The following is a 21570-nucleotide window of genomic DNA, read 5'->3' as shown; positions in this document are numbered from 1 at the left end:
GGGGTTATTATACTCTTAGATGTTAAAATCTCGCTTTAGTTTCATACCTTGCGGATATTATTTCGTTGCGTTATGTTTATACTTTGAGATTTTTACGGTAGCGGCGAGGGGTTAAATTTGACTTAAATTTGAGCCGCGTTAAATTTGAAGGCTAGGGCTAAATTTGAGTTCGGGTAAGTCTAGTCAAATTTAGCCCTCTAGCCGCCCGCAAATTTAACGCTTGTTGGATTCTCCGACTTTTGGTTTTTCTATTACGATATCCTTGATGCGAGCTTTGCCGTTATCCATCACGCTGATGACGGCGGTGGCGTTAAACTCCATCATATCTCGCTCCATCTGCTGCGCCTTTTTTGGCGGCATAAAAAAGGCTTCGATGCCGAAATTTGCGGTATTATAATCAACCCTGCCCGCTAAAAACGTCCCGCCGTTAGGTTGCTTAAAGCTATATCCGTCAAATTTATACCTACCGTCTTTATCTTGCTTTAAGATAGCGTAAATTTTAGCACCGTGCAGCTGCTGCCTTTTGCTTAAATTCGAGTCTCTTTTGTCCGGTTCGTAAACGCTCGCAAAGCCGTAGCTAAGGCGCACGTAATCGCCGCGAAACATATCGCGCGGATCGTAAACCGTAGTTCGTATCAATATCTCTTTACCAAAATATATCGGCGCGTACGCATACGCAAGCATCGCGATCACGGCTAAAATTTGAAACACCGCGGCGGCAAAAATCAGCTTTAGTTTCATTTCGCGCTCCTTTTTTTAGATATCCTAGAGACCCCGAGCACCACGAGCGCAAATACCAAAAATAGCGCGCTGGCGCTGACGTAATCACCGACTAGATCGACGTAGCGCACGAACGCCACCCAAAAGATGAGCGCTATGCCGAATTTCATGTTATTTTGCTTGATAAGAGCGACCGCGACGCAAACGCCGATGAGCGAAAACACCCCCTCCTCGTAGCCCGCAAACGCGTCTAAGATAAAAGGCAGAGCCACTAAAAGCGCTCCGACGATAGCGGCGGCGTATTTTTTAAAGTAAAATGCAAACCCCAAAGATACCGCGCAAAATGCGGCAAATAGCGCCCCAAACACGCTTTTTAAAAACGTAACGCCGTTCAAAACATTCTCGTAGTTCTGCGCGCCGTAAGACCACGGACGCGCAAAATGCAAATCCTCGTAAAGCGACATATCAAAGCACAAGATGCCCACGCCGCAGACGATGCCGATGTTTTTAAGGTAAAACGCGAGTTCAAATTTACCCGCCCTCTCAAGTAAAAACGAAGCGCAAACGGCGAGCAAGCAGTAGCTAAGCGCAAAAAAATGAACGCCGTAAAACGCATCGTCCACGCGCAAATCAGTTAGGAAATATCGCTCGTAAAGCACGAAAGAAACGATATAAACAAACACGCTCGCAAAAAGCGCAGCGGTCAGCAACCTTGAGTCGTCGCGCCAAAGCACGGCCGCGCAAGTTACTATAAATAACAAAAATCCGTGCGAAACGCCGCTAAACTCAAACTCCATCAAAAACCAAATAAGCCCCAAAACAAGAGCTTGCAATGCGATGATGGACTTACGCGTCGCAAGCGCTAGCGCCAAAGCTCCGACCGCCCACAGCAGCACGCCGTCAGGCATATGCTCGCCTAGATGGTAAATTTGCGCGACTAAAACGATCGCCGCGCCGTAGCAAAAGTTACCCAGAAAAAACAGCGTCGTAGCCTGCGTCTCTTTGCCGTTTTTTTGCGCCCAAACTCCGCTAAAATTTACCGCCGCAAGTATGCCAAGCACAATGATTAGCCTTAGAGCGCGCGGTAGCTCCTCCCAGTTTGCGCCCACCAAAGTAAATAGCGAAAGCGCCAAAAACAGATACGCGACGAGTTTTAATATAAAGCTTCGCCGCTCGTTTGCGCCCGATAAATCTATATCGTATCTAGCCGCTATCTTGCGCGCCGCCTCGTCGCTTACTAGCCCTTCTTCTCGCCACTTCGCAAGCTCGTCTGCGAGAAAATTTTTATGAAATATCACCATTTTTCTACTCCGTTTATTTTATCTTCCTGTGTCGCCCCGCCCGGTAAAGCATCGCATAGCCCGCCCTGCCCGAGATCAGCGATGCGATAAGTACCGCGGGCTTATCGGCGTACGCGAACTCGTGCGTGTCGTGATAGGAGAGCAAATTTATAAAAAACTCATCGTAAAGATGGTACCAGTAAGCAAGCAAAGACCGTAAAACTGAGCCGGGTTGCAGTATTTGGGTAGCTTTGCAAGCTTAAATTTAACTCGCAAAAAGCAAAATCCAAACACTCCTAGCCGCTTACCCGCAAACAGCCCCGGTATGACGCCTAGAGACACGGGGTGGAAATTTGCTATAGCCAGGCGCCTTTTAGCCGAATATCGGCACTCACGAGGGCGTATGCCGACAAAACGAAAAAGGCGATGCAGACGTGCGAGTCGTACTTAATCTAATTAGCATCGAACCCTCGTCCTCTTTGCCTTAAGCGGCATAAAAATACCGCCACGATACCCGCTGGCGTCGCATGGGCGTCCAATTTTAGCACGCTCATCCGAAGTATTATACCCAAAAAATCACGTAGCAAGCTTTTATATTATGCCGGCTAAATTTGAAGCTAAAAGTCCCAAGAGCAGCTGGTCTAACAACCATAAACGACATTGCCGAGAGATATCCGACGTAAAATATCGCCGTTATCAAAATCGCGCAAACGTCGTCGATGTATAATAGCGTCACGAAAAAAATTTTAAACTCGCCGGCACTATTTTACCTAAAATCATTATGATACCTAGAGTAAATGCTACATCCGTCACGGCCGGGACTACCCAGCCTTTTATCGCAGAAGCAGCAGCGTGGTTAAATGCGTAAAAACGAGCGCGGGCATGACGATACCGCCGACTGCGCCCACGATAGGTAGCACTATCTGAGCGGGATTTCGCATCTCGCCCTCGACTATCTCGCGCTTTAGCTCAAGCCCTAAAAGAAAGAAAAAAACCGCCATGAGCCCGTCGTTTACCCACAAAATAAGCGGCTTTTGCAAGCTAAATTCGCCGAAAACCACGCCCATATTTATGCGTAAAAAGGAGTTGTAAAAGCCGCTCAAAAAACCGTTTTGAAATATCATCGCAAAAATTGCGGCAAGTATGAGCAAGATACCCGAACTCGCCTCGTTTTGGACGAAATTTTTAAAAGAAATATGTTTCAAATTTTAGCCTTAGGATAAAAATAGCGATAAATTCCGGCGATTTTAACATCAAAGGGCTAAATGCGCGATAAAAAAGAGATTTTTTGCGGGCAAATTTGATAGAGCTTATCAGACCCGCCCGCATTTTAAGCGCTATGAGCGCGGGATGGCAGCCTTGGTGAGTTTTGCAAATTTAACCCCTTTTAGTCCGCCCATTTTTTCTGAAAATTTCTCGATAGTCCCTGCTTTGCCGCGCAGTATCAGAGTCTCTAGGCAGTTATCGTGATCCACGTGGACGTGAGTCGTGCAGGCGATGTGCAGGTTCGCCTTGTGCTCGATGTCCATCATTTTCACGACGAGGTCGTTTTGGTGATGTAGATAAATGAGCGTCAAAACGCCGATAAGATCCTCATCTGCGTCCTTCCAGCTGTCATTTACTATTTTTTCCCTAATCAGATCGCGAGTGAACTCACTTCTCGAAGCATAGCCCTGAGCGCTTATTTTGTTGTCAAGTTCGTCTAATAACTGCTTTGGCAACGAGACGCTGAATCTTATGATATTTTCCACTATCGCCTCCTTAAAGAAATTATTAGATATTATACATCAGAAAACTTTAATTTAAATTAATGTAAGCGCGATTTGACCGATAGCTACCGAAGAGTCGTTTGACGAAAAGTTTTTATTTATGTAATACTTCTTACCTTTTTGCTTAAGAATTAAAATTACATTTTCAAGCAGGGCTTTATTTTGAAAAACGCCACCCGCTAGCAAGACGTCGTTAGGCTGCGCGCAAGCCACGTCTGCTACGAGCTTTGCAAGCCCCTTTATAAAGCCCGTCGCAGCCGTTTTAGCATCGTCATTTAGAGCTCTTTTAAAGGCCTCTTTAAAGCAAATTTTATCACTCCTGATTTCAAACTCGTAGCAGACGTCCAAATTTGCGTCAAAAAGCGCCTCCAGGCTCATCCCCGCCTCCCCCTCGTAGCTAATGCTATCAAGCCCCAAGATCACCGCCGCAAACGCGTCGAATATACGTCCAAGCGAGCTAGTTTTTACGCAGTTTATTTGCTTTTCGTGCAAGATTTTTATATTTTTTAGCTTAGCGGGCTCAAATTTGGCTAAAAACGCCTCCGCCTCGCACTCTAAATCATATTTTAATATCGCGGCATAAGCGATCTGCCAGATATTTTTCACGCTAGCTTCGCCGCCGATTAGCAAAATTTCGTCAAATTTGCAAACTCGCTCGTACTCCTTGCCGCGCACTTTTAGTATCTCTCCGCCCCAAACGCTCCCGTCCGCGCCGTATCCCGTACCGTCAAAGCAAAAGCCCAGATACTCGCGCTTTGCGTCCAAATCGTTTTCTAAAATCACCGATAGCAAATGCGCGTGATGGTGCTGGATTTGCGTGATATTTGGGCCCAAATTCGCGGCGTATTCGCGCGCCCATTTTAGGTTTAAAAAGTGCGGGTGCAAATCCGCTACGATCTCGTCAAATTTTAGCTCGTAAATCTCGCTAAAAAGATTGATTAGCGCGCAAAAACGCTCATAGGTCGCGACGTTTTTTAGATCGCCGATATACGGGCTTATCATCAGCTCGCCGTCCTTAAAGATCGCAAACTGATTTTTTAGCTCCGCTCCGACGGCCAAAACGGTCTTTTCGCTCTTAAATTTCGTGCGGATAAACTTAGGATGCACGCCGCGGCTGGTACGGATAAAGATAGGCTCGCCGCCAGCTACGAATGCGATACTATCGTCGCTTGGCGAGTGTATCTCGCGGTCGTTATCTAGGTAAAAATCTATCACGCTGCCCAGCTTTTCTCGCAGGTCCTTTTCGTCGTAGATTATCGGCTCGCCCGAGACGTTGGCCGAGGTAGCGATGACGTCGCCATCTAGGTACTCAAAAAGCAAAAGATGAATGCCCGTGTAGGGCAAAAATATGCCGATTTTATTAAGCCCCGGCGCCAAATTTGACGGAATCGGCGCGCCAGGCAAGCTTTGCAAAACGACGATCGGTTTTAAATTTGAGCTTAAAAGCCGCTCTTCTTCGGGCGAAATTCGTGCGTATTTTTTAGCGCGCGAAACGTCCTTGCACATCACGGCAAATGGCTTTCTAGGGCGCTTTTTTCGCTCTCTTAAAAGCCTCACCGTATCATCCTTTAAACGGCACATCAGATGAAATCCGCCAAGCCCTTTTACGGCTAAAATTTTACCCTCGTTTATGAGACGCGCGGCCTGCTTTGCGCTATCGTTATCCAGCGCCAAAACACGTCCGAATTTATCTTTTAGAGCAAGCCTAGGCCCGCAGTTTGGGCAGGAGACGGGCTGGGCATGATAGCGGCGATTTAGCGGATTTTTGTATTCGCCGCCGCAAAATTCGCACATCTTAAACGAGTTCATCGTCGTGTTTGCGCGGTCGTAAGGCAGCGACTTGATAATCGAAAACCTCGGGCCGCAGTTGGTGCAGTTGATAAAAGGATAATGATACCTCGGGTCTGCGGGATCGTAAAACTCGCGCTCGCAGTCTGTGCAGAGGGCAAAATCGGGCAAGATGGGCGCGTGTTTTTTGGCTGATTTTGAGGCGACTATCTTAAACTCGTCAAATTTCGCGTCCTCTAGCTCGGTTTTTCTCATCTCGTCGATGCGAGCGAGGCTGGGTAGCTCCTCATGCAGCGCTTTTTCAAATTTTTCTATCTGCTCGTCTGGGCCGCAAAGCGTTAGCTTCACGCCCTCGTCGTCGTTGTAAATTTCGCCCGCAAGGCTGAATTTAAGGGCTAGATTATAAACAAAAGGGCGAAAGCCGACGCCTTGGACTAAACCTGAAATTTCATATTTAAAACATCTCTTCAATCAAAAACTCTTTGCTAAATTTGGCGTTTAAGCCTGTTCTTAGATGCTTTAACGTCAAATTCGCAAGCGTTTTGTTCTCAAAAAGCGAGCCGCAAAGCAGCGCGTTTTGCACGCTAAAATCCTGCTTTAGCGCGTCTGAAAAATCGCTCAAAAAATATGCTAACGACTCGGCGTATCCGTAGCTAAGCAGCCTCGCATCGACGCCTGCGAGCCTAAAACTCATGCCGCTTCTAGCAAATTTAACGACGTCAAAATGCGTTTTGTTTAGCATTTTAAAATCAAGCCTAGGCCCTTTTGCGCCGTTAAAATCGCTCGCGTTTTGCAGTAAAATTTCGCCCGATTTTTGCGCATCGCTATCAAATCCAAGCAGCGCTCCAGCCATGCAAAATAGCCCGAAAAAGCCGTTTTGTACATTTAGCTCGCCGCGCGGTAGGCTAAAGCTTTCGCCGTAATTTTGAAGCAAACTCTCGCCGCCCTCCTCGCGCCTTATCTGCGCGTAAAGCTCGTCAAAGCTTGCGGGCAAGGCGAAATTTAAGACGTTAAAATCATCAAATTTGGGGTAAATTTTAACTTCATCGTCTTTAAACCTGCTTAAAAATATCCTAGCTATCCCGCCTTCTTCGTCGAATTCTTTTTTTGCGAGATTAAAATTCGCTAGATTTTTATCCGCGGCGCCCTCTACTTCGCTCAAATTTGCGCGCGAATAATAAATCCTAGAGCCGCTAAAAATATATCCGTTTTCAAGTACGGTAGCCTTAAACGGCGGCTTTTGCGCCAAAAAAGCGATAAAATTTGCGCCCGCTTTAAAAAGCTTGTCGCAAAGCGCGTAGACGAAAATGTCTCTAGGGGCGCAGACGTCAAAAAATCTAGGCGAGTTTGGGTGATTGCCGCGGTAAATAGCCGTCGTTTTTAGCGTAACGGCGGGCTTTTCGTAGCTTGCTAGGGCTACTTGTTCGGCTTTGTTTGCGATAAAAATTTTGGGTAAATTTTTAAGATTTGTAGGCATTAAAAGATTAAAATTTTCGTTTAGTTCGGTAAAATTTGACGCTTCAAATTCGCCGCTAATATCTTTAAATTTAACGCCCGCGCTTAAATTTTTAAAAGCAAAATCCAAAAGCTCGTTAAAATTCGCCTTCGTTACGGGCGTAAATTTGCCGTCCGTAAAAACGCAAACATCGCTAAAAACGCCGTTCTCGCACTCTTCTAGCTCACCTTTAAAATAAGCGCTAACGACGCGCGGCGTGATGTTTGAGAGGGCGTTTACGGGCTCGCTCGTTTCGCCTTGCGGTAAATTTTGGCTCGCGTAGACCTTTGAGCCGCGCAAAAACACGCTGTGAGGCAGCGAGCTAGCAAGCATATCCGAAAACGCCAAAAGCTCCTCTTGCGCGCCCTGGGCGTAAAGCGTAGTTAAACCCCGCTGTTTTTTGAGGCTAAATTTTAGTCCGCTTTTTTGCGCGTAAAATTTAAGAAGAAAGGCGAAATTTTCGCTCGCGCAGTCAAACTCGTAAGCTAAAATCATATCGCGCCCTTTTTTGAAAACTCTAAAGCGATGCCAGAGACGCTAAAATTTGCGATCTTTTCGTAGCTAAATCCAAGCCGCGAAAGCTCGTTTAAAAGCGTCTTTTCCATCAAATTTACGCCCTCTTGCGCCTGCGACGAGATCTCAAAGCTCATAGGCTCGATGCGTTTTGGCACGATACCTAAAATTTTAGTCCGCGGCAAATCGCCCGCAAGCTCCATCAAGCGCAAAGTCTCAAGCATCTCGACTTCGTGCGCGGAGCCGTTCCACGAGATAGATGGCGGCATCTGCTCGTAACCGAAAAAATACACATCCCCCGTCTCGCCGCCATCTGCGCTGATGCAGTCGGCGACTATCAAAACGTCCGCCTGAGCTATAAGGGGCGTTAGCGCCATAGCTAGCGTACCGCCATCGATAAATCTTAGCTCCAAATTTGCGCCGTCCGCGTTAAATTTAAAGCCGTCTCGACTAGCCAAATCGCTACTTAAATTTGAGTTTGCGACGTCCAAATTTGACGCGTCAAATTTATCGTCCAAATTTAAAGCGGAGTCAAATTTAGCCCTGATTTTAGGGCTAAATTTATAGTTTCGCTCCATCATTTTGACAAAATGCACTCCAACTCCCTCGTCGCCAAACATCACGTTGCCGATACCTAGCACCAAAACCCGCATCAGTGCTCGTCTTTTACGTATTTGTAGCCGCTAATAATCGCGTCCATAGCTCCGTTTTTGCCTTTTACGGCGTTAAATACCGCCATATATACGTGCGCTACGACGAAAATCATGATGATCCACATGCAGATGCGGTGTATCGTACGGACGTTTGCTAACCCGCCCATTAGCTCCTCGCACTGCCTCATCGGCTCGTAAAGTAGCCCGCCAAGCCCCTCGTGATAGACGTGGACGTAGAGAACGAGACCCGTTAGGCAGATCAAAAAAAGCACTAGATAAAAGAAAAAATACGACGCAAACTGAAGCGGATTATAAACGCCCTTTAGATGCGGGTGCGGGCCTAAAAACAGATAGTATTTTATCTGCGCTATCCAGACTTTGGGATTAAAAAAATCGACGATACTAACGACCTCTTTGCGGCTGTATTTGTCAAATATAAATAGGTAGAGCTTGAAAATAAAGCACGCTATCAAGATAAACCCCGCGATCTGATGAGCCGCGCGCCACTTGGCGTTCATAAACAGCACGGGCTCGGTCGTGACCTCGGGGCTAACGAAAACATACGATATATAGTATCCGCTCACGACTAAAAATGTGATGGCAAAAAACCTGATCCAGTGCGTCGCCCTAAGCCCGATGGAAAATTCATACTCGCTTTTGCGGTCAAATTTATGCTCGCTCATAGTCGCTCCTTTCACAAATTCGGGTTGATTTTGTATTCGCCTAGCTGCGTGCCGCACGCATCCATCACGTGCACGGCGCATGCGATACAAGGATCATAAGAGTGAATCTTGCGTATGATCTCAAGCGGCTTGGTTAGATCGGCGATCTTTAGCCCGATGAGGCACTCCTCGTAGCTTCCGCGCACGTTTGCGGCGTCTTTTGGCGAGGCGTTCCACGTACTAGGCACGACTGCTTGCCAGTTAGTTATCACGCCGCCCTTTATGCGGCACCAGTGGCTGAGCGCGCCGCGAGGGGCGTTGCCTTGAAAATTTCCCTTATACTCCTTGCCATTATCTATGACGTACTTAGCGCAGGTTTCTTGATCGGTTTTTAGATTTTCTACTAAGCTAGTAAAGGCGGTTAGTCCGTGATCGGCTACTAGTTTAGCCTCTAGCATCCTGGTTGCGGTTCTGCCTAGCGTAGAAAATACCGCCTCAAGCGGAAGTCCCGTATCTTTTAAAAATTTATCTACGATCTTCACCACGCGCTCGTTACCTTTGGCGTAGTTTACGATGATGCTGGCTATCGGTCCCACCTGCATCGGTTTGCCGTCATAGCGAGGAGCTTTGATCCAGCTATATTTGCCCTTTTCGTCAAACACTTTGGTATCTACCTCTTTGCCGCTGCCGCCCAATGTTTTCATATCTTTTAGGCCGGTGTAGTTTGGCTCGGTTTCACCGTCGTACGGATGCAGCGGAGCCGGGTTTTTATACCATGCGCGAGTGGCTTCCTCGGTGATCTTGTCGCCATTTACTTCGTAAACCTTACTGATGTCGCCGTTTAGGATAGCACCGCCTTGGATCAGATACTCGTTTCTGCCGACCAAAAACTCGTCGTAAGCGAATAAATTTGGCACGCCGACGTCTTTTAGCACGCTTGGCTCGCTGCCGTAGGCTTTAGCGGCCATGACTAGATCTGGATAATACGCTCGGTTGATAAAATCAGCCGTTTCTTGAAATTTGGTTAGATATTCGCCTAGTCTTGCGGGATCTAGCAAGTCCATCACGCAGGTCACGCCGCCCACGGTGAGGCTTTGGGGGTGCGGGTTTTTGGAGCCAAATATCGCCATCATCTGCGCCACCGTCCTTTGTATCCTTAGGCACTCTAGATAGTGCGATAGCACGATCAAATTTTGCTCGGGCGTAAATTTATAAGTCGGATGTCCCCAGTAGGCGTTTGCAAAAGGTCCTAAATTTCCCTTTTTTACGAAGGCTTCAACGCGCTCTTTTACCTCTTTTAGCTTATCTGCGCCGGTCGCGTAAGGCGTGTCGCAGTATTTAAACGCCTCGTCGCTAGCCTTGTGTACGTCCGCGCTTAGAGCCGAAACTACGTCCGCCCAGTCAAGGCCGTGAAGCTGATAAAAATGCACGGGATGATCGTGCATATAAAGGGCGTTATTCATAAGGGTGCGCGTTAGCTGCGCGTTTAGCGGAGGCGTGATGCCTAGCGCGTCCTCGACGGCCATGATGCCCGCGCGGTAGTGCGAAAACGTACAAACGCCGCAAATCCTCTGCATGAAAAATCCAGCATCCCTCGGATCTCGCCCCTTTACGACCTGCTCTATGCCGCGCCAAAGCGTAGAGCCCGAGTAGGCCTCTTTAACTACGTTATTTTCATCCACGACAACCTCTATGCGCAGGTGGCCTTCTATCCTGGTTATGGGGTCTATTATTATTCTTTGCTCGCTCATTTTTACGCCTCCTCTTTGTCTTTAGCAAAAATGCTTACCGCGGCGTGCGCTGCTATACCGATGCCTGCGAGCGCCAGTACTCCGATGCCGATTTTATCGCTGACGTTATCGGCGCCTAAGCCTAAAACGGTGTTAAACAGCCTGTCTGCCATCGGCTCCTCAAAAGGCCCCATCGTATCCCAAAAATCAGGCTCCGAGCAACCTATACAGCCGTGGCCTGCTTGCACCGGCCAACTAGTGTGTTGATTAAATCTCTCGCGGGAGCAGTTATTAAACGTATATGGGCCTTTGCAGCCGACTTTATAGAGGCAGTAGCCGTTTTTCGCGCCCTCGTCGCCAAAGGTCTGTACGAACTCGCCCGCGTCAAAATGCCCCCTTCTCTCGCAAAGATCGTGGATCCTAAGCCCGTAAGCCCACTTTGGACGGTTAAATACGTCAAGCGCGGGTAAAGTGCCAAAAAGTATGTAGTGAAGGACGTTGCCCACGATATTTTTCTCGCTCGGAGGACAGCCGGGGACGTTTATAACAGGTTTTGAGGTTACTTTTGATAGGCCGACGGAATTTGACGGATTTGGCTTTGCGGCTTGTATCCCGCCGAAGCTCGAACAGGTGCCGATAGCAAATATCGCCGCGGCATTCTCGCTCGCGTGCTTTGCGTGATGAAGGCCGCTAAGCCCCAAAGGACCGACGGTTAGATAGTTCTCCGTATCGCCCGTAGGTATGCCGCCCTCGACTAGCAGGATGTATCTGCCTTTGTATTTTTCGATCGCGCTTTCTAGGTTTTCTTCAGCCTGCCATCCTGCCGCCGCCATCACGGTTTCGTGATACTCGAGGCTGATGTAGTCAAAAATCAAGCTATCTATACTCGGCGCATCGGTACGAAGCAAGCTCTCGCTACATCCCGTACACTCGGCCATGTGTAGCCATATCACGGGCAATCTATCGCTAAGCTCGGCGGCTCTAGCCACTGTAGGCGCCATCGACGCAGGTAGCGCCATAAACGCCGTCATCGCGCCGGCCCATTTCATAAAATCGCGCCTGCTAAATCCGCTTTTCTTTAAAGCTTCGCCGATCGATCCGTTTTTTAGAGTCGGAAGCGCGGCAAGCACGTTAAGTCGTTCGTTTATCCTAACTAGGACGTCATCTCTCATGCTCTCTCCTTTGGGGTAAAATATGCATTTTTTGCATATTTGATAACGGAGTAAATTTATCTTTAAGTCGTTATCAAATAATTTCAGAAATTGAAATATTACAACTAAAAATTAAAATTTTATATTTAGCAAAAATATTAGTTTCTATGATTAAGTATATTGTTATTTTAGTGTTATTTTTGCGATAAAAGTCCTAAAAAATAATTAAAGTATAAAAAGATAGATTTGACAAATTATTTTTACATTTTGATATTTTAAAATCAAAATCGCCATATTTCTTAAATTTACGATTTAGTTTCAAGGCATCAAAATTCTACATTTTGAAAATTTGAAATGCAAATTTACGGCGTCAAATTTTACTCTGACCGCCTTGCATTTCTAAAATTCGCGCGCTTATTTGCATTATCTGCGCAAACACCGCTCCCTTTTGCGTTTCAAGCGAGGCCGCCATATCTTTTGCGTATGGATTTTTGCTCGCTTTTACTCGCTTTATCGCGGCCTCAAGCTCTTTTAGCCGTTTTTGTAGTTTTTCTAGCTGTTTTTTTAGGATATCGGCGCTGCTTTCGCCGCTAGGCAAATTTGACGCGCCGCTGAGAGAATCTGACGCGCCGCGCAAGATATCGCCCCTATCGCCGCTTTTTAAATTTAGCGCGCCTGCGTTTAAATTTGCCGCACTAGCCGCCGCAGAGCTTTTGCCGACGCTCATCAAATTTGAGTTTAAATTTATGTTTAGTTTTACATCCATCGCAGCGCCTTTAAATTTAAAAGTATATCGGCAAATTTGAGTAAAATTTAAGGCGCAACCGTAAATTTCGCTCTTAAATTTACGGATTTTACTTAGGCTCGGCAAAATCGTCCAAATCTCACCGAGCCCAAAACTCAAGCAACTAAAATTTATTCCTTCGGCGAGGTCATGTCCTCAGGTACCACCCACGCGTCAAATTCCTCAGCGGTTAGTATGCCAGATTTTATCGCCTCCTCGCGCAGCGTAGTGCCGTTATGGTGCGCGGTTTTGGCGATCTTGGCGGCATTTGCATAGCCGATGTGCGGATTTAGCGCGGTTACTAGCATCAGGCTCTCGTGCAGCAGCTTGTCGATTTTCGCGGCGTTTGCCGTGATACCGCAAGCGCAGTGTTTCTCAAAGCTTACCATCGCGTCGCTTAGCAGGCGGATGCTTTGGATGAGGTTGTACGTAAGCACCGGCTTAAAGACGTTTAGTTCGAAGTTGCCCTGGCTTGCGGCAACGCAGATCGAGACGTGGTTGCCCATTACCTGTGCGGCGACCATCGTGACGGCTTCGCACTGCGTCGGATTTACCTTGCCCGGCATTATCGAGCTTCCGGGCTCATTTTCGGGGATGTTTATCTCGCCTATGCCGCATCTTGGCCCGCTTGCTAGCCAGCGCACGTCGTTTGCGATCTTCATCAAATTTGCCGCCAGGCCGTTTAGCGCGCCGCTTAAAAACACCTCGGCGTCATGGCTGGTTAGGCCGTGAAATTTATTCGGATGGGATTTAAATTTAAACGTCGTGCCCGTTAGCGCATTTAGCTCGTCGCTTACCATCTGGCTAAATTTCGGGTGCGAGTTTAGCCCCGTGCCTACCGCGGTGCCGCCGATAGCAAGCTCCTGCAAAAACGGCATAGTAGCTAGGATCTGCGCCTTGCTCGCCTTTAGCATGTGCGCGTAGCCGCTAAATTCCTGCCCGAGCGTGAGCGGCGTGGCGTCTTGCAGGTGAGTGCGGCCGATCTTTACGATCCCCGCAAACTCGGCGGTCTTTTTATCCAGCGTTGCTTCAAGTTTTTGGATTGCTGGCAGTAGCTTTTTTTGAAGCTCTAGCACAAAGGCTATTCGCATCGCCGTAGGATAGGTGTCGTTTGAGCTCTGGCCTTTATTTACGTGATCGTTTGGATGCACGAATTTCGCATCTTTGACGTCCAGCGCCGCCTTATCGCGGAAATTTAGCCCCAAAATCTCCATCGCGCGGTTTGAAACGACCTCGTTTAAATTCATATTCGACTGCGTGCCAGAGCCCGTCTGCCACACGACTAGAGGGAAATTTCCGTCCAGTTTGCCATTTAAAATTTCATCGCACGCTTGCGCGATCGCCTCGGTGCGAGGCTCATCTAGGCGGCCCAGCTTGCGATTAACCAGCGCGCACGCCTTTTTTAGATAGGCAAAGCCCTCTATGACCTCTTTAGGCATCGTCTCCAGCCCTACTCCGATCTCGAAATTTTCATGGCTACGCTGCGTCTGCGCTCCCCAATATTTCTCATTCGGAACCTTTACCTCGCCCATCGTGTCTTTTTCTATTCTATATTCCATGCCTTTATCTCCTTTACTTAAATTAGTATTTGAAATTATATATCAATTATCATAAATTTAATCTTTCGAGATTTTACGCGCAAATTCGATATAATCGCGAAATGAAAAGAGTTTTAGCTAAATTTATCAAATTTTCCGCCGCCCTTGCCCTGCTTTGCTTCGTAGCTTTTTTGGCGCTTGACTTTGCTTATCCGCTTGACGTTAAAGCGCTAAAGCGGGAAAATTCGTTCATACTTTTCGATAAAGACGGTCGGATCGTCGCCCTTCGGCCTAGCAGCGACGAAATTTGGAGATTTGAAGCCAAAAACATCCCGCAAACGCTAAAAGATAGCGTTCTTTTGTTTGAGGATAAATTTTTCTACTACCACATCGGCGTAAATCCATTCGCCATGATCCGCGCGGCTGCGCACAATCTCACGAATAAAAACCGCATCGGCGCATCCACGATCACTATGCAAGTCGCGCGCATGATGAAGCGAGAGGAGCGCACCTACGCGAATAAATTTAAAGAAATCTTTACCGCGCTTCAGCTTGAGTGGCATTACAGCAAGGACGAGATTTTAGATTTTTACTTTAACCTCGCTCCGTACGGCGGAAATATCGAGGGAGCGGCGGCTGCGGCGAGGTTTTATTTCGGCAAGGAGCTTAGCGAGCTTAGTATCGCCGAGTGCGCGCTTTTAAGCACGATCCCAAAAAATCCTAACACCAACCGCCTAGATAAAAAATCAAACATCAACGCGCTAAAAAACCGCGTCGCAAAGCTGCTTTATAAAGCCGGCGTGATAGATCAAAGCGCATTTGCTAGAGCGCAAAGAGAGCCGTTTAAAAACAAACGCTACGATGCCGTTTATAAGGCCAAACACTACGCTGCGCAAGCTCTAAAAAACGGCGTTACGCACTCGAATTTAGATCTAAATTTGCAAATTTTACTCGAAAACGCGCTAAAAAATACGGCAACCTCGCTAAAATCAAAAGACGCCTACAACGCCGCGGGGATAATCATCGACAACAAAAATATGAGCGTAGCGGCATACGTGGGGTCCCACGACTGGCACGCTCCGCAGGGACAAAACGATGGCGTAACGATGAGTAGAAACGTGGGCTCCACGCTAAAGCCGTTTATATTTTCGCTAGGACTCGACGAGGGCTTCATCACGCCAAAAAGCCAGATGATAGATACAGAAATTTTCCTCGGAGAGTACGCGCCTAAAAACTACGACAGTAGGTTTTTCGGCATCATTTCGGCGACCGAGGCGCTAGCGCTCAGCCTAAATATCCCGGCTGTTAGCCTAAACAACAAGCTTGGCGAAAATTCGCTCTACGAGCTGCTTTCTCGCGTGCATTTGGTGAGCAATTCAAAGGAATTTTACGCCGATAGTATCGCGCTTGGAAGCGCGGAGATGAGCCTACTAAATTTAGCCCACCTCTACACGATCTACGCAAACGGTGGCGAGCTAAAACCACTTGAAGTCGCAGGCAAGACGCTACTAGGCTACGGACGGCTAATAAGCCCGCAAAGCGCCTATCTAACCTCAAAAATGCTCTCCTCCGCCTCCCGCAGTTATCTAGGCGTCGCGTGGCAATACGCAAAAGACACGCCTCAAATCGCCTTTAAAACCGGCACCAGCTATGGCTCGCGCGATATCTACACGATCGGCGTAAATAACGACTACACGGTCGCGGTGTGGTTTGGTAACTTTAACGGCAAAAAGACGCAAAATTTAAGCGGATTTAGCGACGCTTCTCGCACGGTTTTTGACGTCTTTAAGCTGCTTGCTCAAAAGCAAAAATTATCTTTCATGAACGCGCCAAGCGGCATAGAGAGCAAAAAAACCTGCCTTGATGCATTTAAATTTAAAGAGTGCAGAGACGAAGAAGACGACTGGCGGATAGAGGGAGTAGAGCTAAAGGATATCTGCGAGAGCATCAGGGGCGATGAAGTAGGATTTTTGCTCAAAAACGGCGCCATCACTCAAGAAGATATCAAAGATAGTCCTTGTTACTATAAGTTTAAAAGCTATAAACCTCTCGTTGCAACGCCGTCAAATAATCAAATTCTGCTAAGCGATGAAAATTTAACTAAAGTTATGCTAAAATGTTACGCATATATCGGCGATGAGATATATCTCAAGATCGACGAAAACGAATGGGAAAAAGTAAACAACGCGAGCGAAAATACATTAAATTTAACGCAAGGCAAACATAAGCTCGGGTGTCTGGACGAAAATTCGAATTTAAGCGAAATCAATATCGAAATAAGGAGGTTTTAATGCGTTTTAAGCTAATCGGCTTAAGCCTAAGTTGCCTTTTGGCAGCAAATTTAAGCGCCTTTACGCTTGACGGTTCAAGCATGGCATTAGACGATGGCTCGGTGAGTCTTGGCGTCAAATACGCCCAAAACGAACAGTCGCTCATAGGCAAAGTCACGCACAAAAAGATAATCGAGTGCGCGCCTGAGATAACCGGAGCCTTTGAGTACGGCTCAAACCAGATTTTCTTTTACCCTAAAAAGCCTCTGGCAAAAGGCGTAAGCTACTCGTGCAAAAAGGGCGAGAGCAAGGCCAAATTTTACGGCGGGGACTTCGTACTATCAAATATGATCGAGTACTCCGGAGATACCTTTTTAGCGGTATTTAACGACAACGTTAGCGAGGATGAGTTTGCCGCAAATTTTAAAATTTACGATAAGCAAAATTTAGCCAAGCAAAATATCAAATATAAAATCGTAGCCAAAACGCCTAGAAGCTTTCAGATAAAGCTACTTGAAAGCGGCGACAATTTGGTATTTGCCGTCTCCAAAAATCTCAAAAACGCTTCGGGCGTAAATTTAGCCGACGACTTTGAAGTCGTGCAAAAAGTAGCCGGCCCGGATGAAAATTTCGTCGATAAGCCAAAAGCCAAGACTATGTTTTTAAACGAGGTCGAGGGCGTTAGCTTAGATAACGGCAAACTAGCGGTTAGACTCTATCTTAAAGATTGGGTGGATTTGGATAATATTAAAAAATTTATCAAAGTCGAGGGCGTAAATAGCTTTGAAGTGAGCGATATGGAGTACACCAGCCATCAGGATGCCGACGGCGAGTATTACTACTACTATATCGACATTACCAGCAACGACTTCAAACCGCAGACAACATACAAAGTCACTTTCTATAAAGGCTTTGGCGACGACTACTCGATGCTTCGAGAAAACTCTATCTTTAACGTCGAGTTCGGCGATCTAAAACCGTTTTTGGAGTTTACCGATAGCGGCACGTATATGTCTAGCCTTGGCGAGATCGGCGTAAAAAGCGTAAACACAAACACCGCTAAAGTCGTCGTCGAGAAGCTAAAAGAACAAAATTTAAGATACTTTTTAAATTTTACCGAGACTCCTTTAGATAACTATGCCGAAGAGGTCGCTAGCAAAAACTATGAGATCGGCGGCGCTCAAAACGAAATGCAAAAAAGCAAGATCAAGCTTGACTTTGCCGAGGGTGGCGACGGAGTTTATCTAGTCACGATCTACTACGACAAAGACAAAAGCGTCCAAAAACCGGTCTATCTAACCGATATCGGCCTAAGCATGAAGGTTTCAAAAGACGAGGTATTTTTATTTGCCAACCGCTTGAGTAAAAACGAAGTGGTCGCAAACGCGGACGTCAAAATCTACTCCGTCAAAAACAATCTCATCGCAAGCGGCATCACAAACGACGAAGGCGTGTTTAAATTTAACAAAAAAGACATCGGCAAAGACGTCTCAAGCGCGGTTTTAACGCTAGGCAAGGAGCAAAGCTTCATCGCTCTATCGCAAAATAAACGCCTAAACGAGGAGTCGAATTTAGACGCTAAAGATAGAAGCGAAATTTATAATGCATATTTGCATTTTGCTAGCAACATTATCCGCCCGCAAGAAAACATAAAAGGCGAGATCATCATCAAAAACGCGCTGTTTAAGAGCCTCTCAAACATGCCCGTTAAGCTAAAAATCAGAGATCCGCAAAACAAAGTGATCCTAGATAAAAGCATAAATACGACTGAGCTTGGCGTGATAAATTTCGACGAGCCGGTAAACTCAGGACTAACTGGAACGTTTAAATTTGAAGTGATCTTTGCAAATAAAATCATCGATAGCTACGACTTCTCGGTCGAGTCATTTACTCCGCAACGCATCAAAAACGAGGTTAAGCTAGATAAGCAAATTTACGCTCTAGACGATCTAATAGATGTAAAACTGCAAAGCAACTACCTTTTTGGCGCGGCGGCGGCTAATCTAGAAGGCGACGTGGCGTTAAATTTGTATCAGCAAGATTACAAAAACGACAAATTTAAAGAGTATAAATTTAGCAACGGCGAATACGCCGCAAACGGCCTAGATCAATTTACTAAGCCCGTAACTCTAGACGGCGAAGGTAAAGGCGCAACTGCGTTTAAGCTGCAGAACAAAGGCAAAATCGCGAGCATTTTAAAAGGCACCGCGGTATTTACCATTAACGACGACGGCAAAAACGTGAGCGCTAGCAGCGACTTTAGCGTCTATCCTTTTGACGTGATGGTCGGCATCAGAGCAAACGACACCTATATCGACGCAAACTCCAAGCTAACGCTAAATTTCGTCAGCGTCGATCCGCTCAAGGACGAGGAGCTAAAAGATAGACAAAAAGCCGTAGAGATCAAAAAAGCCATCTGGGACTACAACTACAACAAAGAAGGCTATCTAAAATGGAGCAAACGCTACGAGAAGGTATTTAGCGATACTCTTAGCGGTAGCGAGTTCGTTTATGACTTTAAACAAAGCGGCGACTACGTAGTCGTAGTTTCCGATATCCTAAGCGGCCACTCGTCAAATTTAGATATCTATGTTAGCGGCTGGGACTACGGCGGCACCTTGCAACCGACAAAAGAGCTAGCTAAAGCCAAAATCAAGCTAAACCAAAAAGTCTATAAAAAAGGCGACTCGCTAAACGTAGACGTTAGCTCCGTGCTAAAAAGCGGTATCGGTATCATCACGGTAGAGTCTGAAAACGTCAAAAAGTATAAAGTCGTAAATATCCAAAACAACGTCGCAAACGCCAAATTTGACCTTGATTTCGACTTTGAGGGACTTTACGTCACGGCATCTATCGTGCGCGTAGCCGATAACGACACTATGCCGTTTAGAACCTACGACAAAGTCTATGTAAAAGCGGACAAATCATACCGAGCGACGAACGTCAGCATCGAAGCGCCCAAAGTCGTGAAGTCAAACTCCAAATTTAAAGCTAGCGTAAAAACCGAGCCAAATGCCGAGGTTACGCTATTTGCGGTCGATGAAGGCGTGCTACAAGTAACAAATCAAAAGCTAAAGAGCCCGCTTGACTTTTTTGACAAAATTTTAAACGACGGCGTGCTTGACTACGACATCTATGCAAATTTGAGCGGATTTAAAAAAGACGGCAAAGTACTAAGCTTCGGCGGCGACGCGGCGGCTGCTCTCATGGAGATGAGAATGGCTAAATTTGCTAGCCCCGTCGATAAGAAAAACGTCAAAACCTACATCAAAATGCAAACCGCAAAAGCGGGCGCGGACGGCGTAGCAAACTTTGACGTAGAGGTACCTAGCGACTTTAACTCCGAGATAAATTTAGCCGCGCTTAGCGTCATCGGCGATAAACTAGGCTTTAGCGTAAATGCCGTCAAGGTAAAAGACGATATCATCCTAAAACCTACGCAAACGGCGTATTTGATCCAGGGCGACCAAGTAAACTACACACTAAGAGTGATCAACACCACTAAAGAGCCAAAAACCGTCGCTCTAAGCATAGATACAAACCTAAACGCGCAGCTAGCAGTCGATAGCATCGAGCTAAAACCTAACGAAAACGCGAAGTTAAATTTCACGATCGATGCTAACGCTACGGGTAAATCATATATAAATTTCACCGCAAACGACGGTAAAAACGGCTATACATACTCGCAAAAGCTTGACGTCATCCACGCCTATCCGCTTAGCACCTACGCTAAAAATTTCCAGGCTACAGTGGAAAAAACATTTAAACTTGACAGCGAGTTTAAACGCATCAGAATCGACGCTTCAAGCTCTATAAAAGGCGTACTAAGCGCAAATAGCGATAAGCTCGTAAACTACCCTTACGGATGCGCCGAGCAACGCTCAAGTAAGCTTTTTGAGCTAAATTTCCTAGTGCTTGGCGGAGATGATTCTAAAGAAGCTAAAGCAAAAGAAGCCGATAGAAGAAGATTCGTCGAAGCGGGCATACAAGACGTCGTCAATATGCAAAAAACAGACGGCAGTATCGGCTACTGGAATCAGCTAGGCTACACTAACAACTTTGCTTCTATCTACTCTATCGATATGCTGTTTACCCTTGAAAAATCAGGCTTTGCGCTTGATAGCCACGTAAAAAATAAAGCGATCGACTGGTTAAAGGCGTTTGGCAGCAACGACAACTTCCAAGCTCTTTACGCAGCTTACGTCCTAAGCACGCAAAAGAAGCTCGATAGATCAAAGCTAAACGCTCTATACGATCAAAAGAGATACCAAGGCAGCGCGCTTGAGGGCTACTTGATGGCGGCGATCCTCAAAAACGAGGGACTAAATAAAGAGAGCGAAAAAGTGCTAAAAGAGCTAAATAAATCGACCTATAACCGCGAAAAAGAGCTAGCAGATAACTTCGGTTCAGAGATCAGAAACAAGGCCTTTATGCTGCTTTTACACGCTAATCACTTTGAGAAAAACGCATTTAGCGACGAGCTAGCCGACTACCTGATCGCTCGCGTCGATAAGCTACATTCGACGCAGGAGCGCGCATTTACGCTAAGAGCGCTAAGAGCTTATATCAAAGACGTCTCAAGCGAGAACAAATTTAAGCTTATCGCCGACGGACACGATCTAAATTTCGACGGCCGCGGAGCTATCAACATCGCCCCTAAAAAGCCTGAGATCACTATAGTGCCACAAAACGGCGCGGCCGTGTATCTAGGCGTTAGCGCGTCAGGCTACAAAAAGCTAGACGTAAATCACAAATTTGACAAAAAAGGGCTTGATATCTACAGAACCTTCGTCGGTAAAGACGGCAAAGAGATCGATATCAACGCGCTTAAGTTAAACGACGTCATCTACTCGAAGCTTTCTCTTAAAACGAATGAGTTTATCAGAAATGGCGTGATAAACGAAACGATCAGCCCTTGCCTTGAGGTAGTAAACGAAAACATCGTACCAAACGTTAGAACGGAAGCTACGAAAAACTCTTTAACTCTCGAGCATCAAAACATCGAGGACGACAGAGTTTTGAGCTTTTACAGCTTGGACGCTAGCAAGGATGCGCACGTGCTCTACACGCCTCTTCGCGTCGTCATGAGCGGTAAGTGCATGCTGCCTGCGGTCATCACGGAGAACATGTACGACGAGAGCATGAGCGACTACGATCTAGCTCAGCACGAATTTATCGTCAAATAATCCTTTGCGAAGCGGTTTTTTAGCCGCTTCG

At 46.6% G+C, this 21570-nt stretch carries 13 protein-coding genes and 1 pseudogene; 2 read left to right on the top strand and 12 right to left on the bottom strand.

From position 1 onward, the window contains the following. Positions 1–213: 213 nt before the first annotated feature. The 12 genes and pseudogenes from E4V70_RS00250 to fumC all read right to left on the bottom strand — a co-directional run bounded on the left by E4V70_RS00250 (position 214) and on the right by fumC (position 14104). A complete protein-coding gene (locus E4V70_RS00250; protein WP_122862913.1) occupies positions 214–741 on the bottom strand; it encodes a GDYXXLXY domain-containing protein in 528 nt (175 codons plus the stop codon). Continuing rightward, on the bottom strand, positions 738–2021 hold the full coding sequence (locus tag E4V70_RS00245) for a DUF2157 domain-containing protein (protein ID WP_122862912.1): 1284 nt from the start codon (positions 2019–2021) through the stop codon (positions 738–740). Before E4V70_RS00245 ends, E4V70_RS00250 begins: the two co-directional genes overlap by 4 nt. A gap of 13 nt (positions 2022–2034) precedes the next feature. After that, positions 2035–3205: pseudogene (gene nhaA, locus E4V70_RS00240) on the bottom strand (Na+/H+ antiporter NhaA). 132 nt (positions 3206–3337) lie between these two features. Beyond that, positions 3338–3751, bottom strand: a complete 414-nt coding sequence (gene nikR / locus E4V70_RS00235) for a nickel-responsive transcriptional regulator NikR (protein WP_122862911.1) — start codon at positions 3749–3751, stop codon at positions 3338–3340. A 51-nt stretch (positions 3752–3802) separates the two neighbouring features. Further along, positions 3803–6028 carry a carbamoyltransferase HypF gene (gene hypF, locus E4V70_RS00230; RefSeq protein WP_122862910.1) on the bottom strand — a complete coding sequence of 742 codons (2226 nt, stop codon included), beginning with the start codon at positions 6026–6028 and terminating at the stop codon, positions 3803–3805. Further along, the gene (locus tag E4V70_RS00225; RefSeq protein ID WP_122862909.1) at positions 6012–7547 is read right to left on the bottom strand and encodes a protein hydE; all 1536 of its coding nucleotides are present in this window, start codon (positions 7545–7547) and stop codon (positions 6012–6014) included. Before E4V70_RS00225 ends, hypF begins: the two co-directional genes overlap by 17 nt. Next, a complete protein-coding gene (locus E4V70_RS00220) occupies positions 7544–8218 on the bottom strand; it encodes a HyaD/HybD family hydrogenase maturation endopeptidase (RefSeq protein ID WP_122862908.1) in 675 nt (224 codons plus the stop codon). The genes E4V70_RS00225 and E4V70_RS00220 overlap by 4 nt, the downstream gene beginning before the upstream one ends. Beyond that, the gene (gene cybH, locus E4V70_RS00215) at positions 8218–8901 is read right to left on the bottom strand and encodes a Ni/Fe-hydrogenase, b-type cytochrome subunit (protein ID WP_122862907.1); all 684 of its coding nucleotides are present in this window, start codon (positions 8899–8901) and stop codon (positions 8218–8220) included. Before cybH ends, E4V70_RS00220 begins: the two co-directional genes overlap by 1 nt. An 11-nt stretch (positions 8902–8912) precedes the next feature. Beyond that, entirely contained in the window at positions 8913–10631 is a 1719-nt protein-coding gene (locus tag E4V70_RS00210; protein WP_122862906.1) for a nickel-dependent hydrogenase large subunit, read from the bottom strand. A gap of 2 nt (positions 10632–10633) precedes the next feature. After that, positions 10634–11782, bottom strand: a complete 1149-nt coding sequence (locus tag E4V70_RS00205) for a hydrogenase small subunit (RefSeq protein WP_122862905.1) — start codon at positions 11780–11782, stop codon at positions 10634–10636. 349 nt (positions 11783–12131) lie between these two features. Beyond that, positions 12132–12665 (bottom strand): hypothetical protein, encoded by a 534-nt coding sequence (locus E4V70_RS00200; RefSeq protein ID WP_232037787.1) that lies wholly within the window; start codon positions 12663–12665, stop codon positions 12132–12134. 11 nt (positions 12666–12676) lie between these two features. Next, positions 12677–14104 (bottom strand): class II fumarate hydratase, encoded by a 1428-nt coding sequence (gene fumC, locus E4V70_RS00195; RefSeq protein WP_122862904.1) that lies wholly within the window; start codon positions 14102–14104, stop codon positions 12677–12679. Between the two features lie 101 nt (positions 14105–14205). On the opposite strand from fumC, the gene pbpC reads away from it, so the two are divergent. Together pbpC and E4V70_RS00185 are read left to right on the top strand one after the other, a co-directional pair. Beyond that, the gene (gene pbpC, locus E4V70_RS00190; RefSeq protein WP_122862903.1) at positions 14206–16374 is read left to right on the top strand and encodes a penicillin-binding protein 1C; all 2169 of its coding nucleotides are present in this window, start codon (positions 14206–14208) and stop codon (positions 16372–16374) included. Next, the gene (locus E4V70_RS00185) at positions 16374–21539 is read left to right on the top strand and encodes an alpha-2-macroglobulin family protein (RefSeq protein ID WP_122862902.1); all 5166 of its coding nucleotides are present in this window, start codon (positions 16374–16376) and stop codon (positions 21537–21539) included. Before pbpC ends, E4V70_RS00185 begins: the two co-directional genes overlap by 1 nt. Positions 21540–21570: the final 31 nt, after the last annotated feature.

It is taken from the genome of Campylobacter showae, from assembly GCF_900699785.1.
Taxonomy (GTDB): Bacteria; Campylobacterota; Campylobacteria; order Campylobacterales; family Campylobacteraceae; genus Campylobacter_A; species Campylobacter_A showae_D.
The sequence above is the reverse complement of the archived record's forward strand: the minus strand, read 5'-3'. Positions and strand labels throughout refer to the sequence as shown.

Excerpts from the sequence above, each read along its gene's own strand:
- E4V70_RS00250 (WP_122862913.1), bottom strand. The coding sequence starts at position 741 with ATGAAACTAAAGCTGATTTTTGCCGCCGCGGTGTTTCAAATTTTAGCC.
- E4V70_RS00245 (WP_122862912.1), bottom strand. The coding sequence starts at position 2,021 with ATGGTGATATTTCATAAAAATTTTCTCGCAGACGAGCTTGCGAAGTGG.
- E4V70_RS00225 (WP_122862909.1), bottom strand. The coding sequence starts at position 7,547 with ATGATTTTAGCTTACGAGTTTGACTGCGCGAGCGAAAATTTCGCCTTT.
- E4V70_RS00220 (WP_122862908.1), bottom strand. The coding sequence starts at position 8,218 with ATGCGGGTTTTGGTGCTAGGTATCGGCAACGTGATGTTTGGCGACGAG.
- cybH (WP_122862907.1), bottom strand. The coding sequence starts at position 8,901 with ATGAGCGAGCATAAATTTGACCGCAAAAGCGAGTATGAATTTTCCATC.
- E4V70_RS00210 (WP_122862906.1), bottom strand. The coding sequence starts at position 10,631 with ATGAGCGAGCAAAGAATAATAATAGACCCCATAACCAGGATAGAAGGC.
- E4V70_RS00205 (WP_122862905.1), bottom strand. The coding sequence starts at position 11,782 with ATGAGAGATGACGTCCTAGTTAGGATAAACGAACGACTTAACGTGCTT.
- fumC (WP_122862904.1), bottom strand. The coding sequence starts at position 14,104 with ATGGAATATAGAATAGAAAAAGACACGATGGGCGAGGTAAAGGTTCCG.
- pbpC (WP_122862903.1), top strand. The coding sequence starts at position 14,206 with ATGAAAAGAGTTTTAGCTAAATTTATCAAATTTTCCGCCGCCCTTGCC.
- E4V70_RS00185 (WP_122862902.1), top strand. The coding sequence starts at position 16,374 with ATGCGTTTTAAGCTAATCGGCTTAAGCCTAAGTTGCCTTTTGGCAGCA.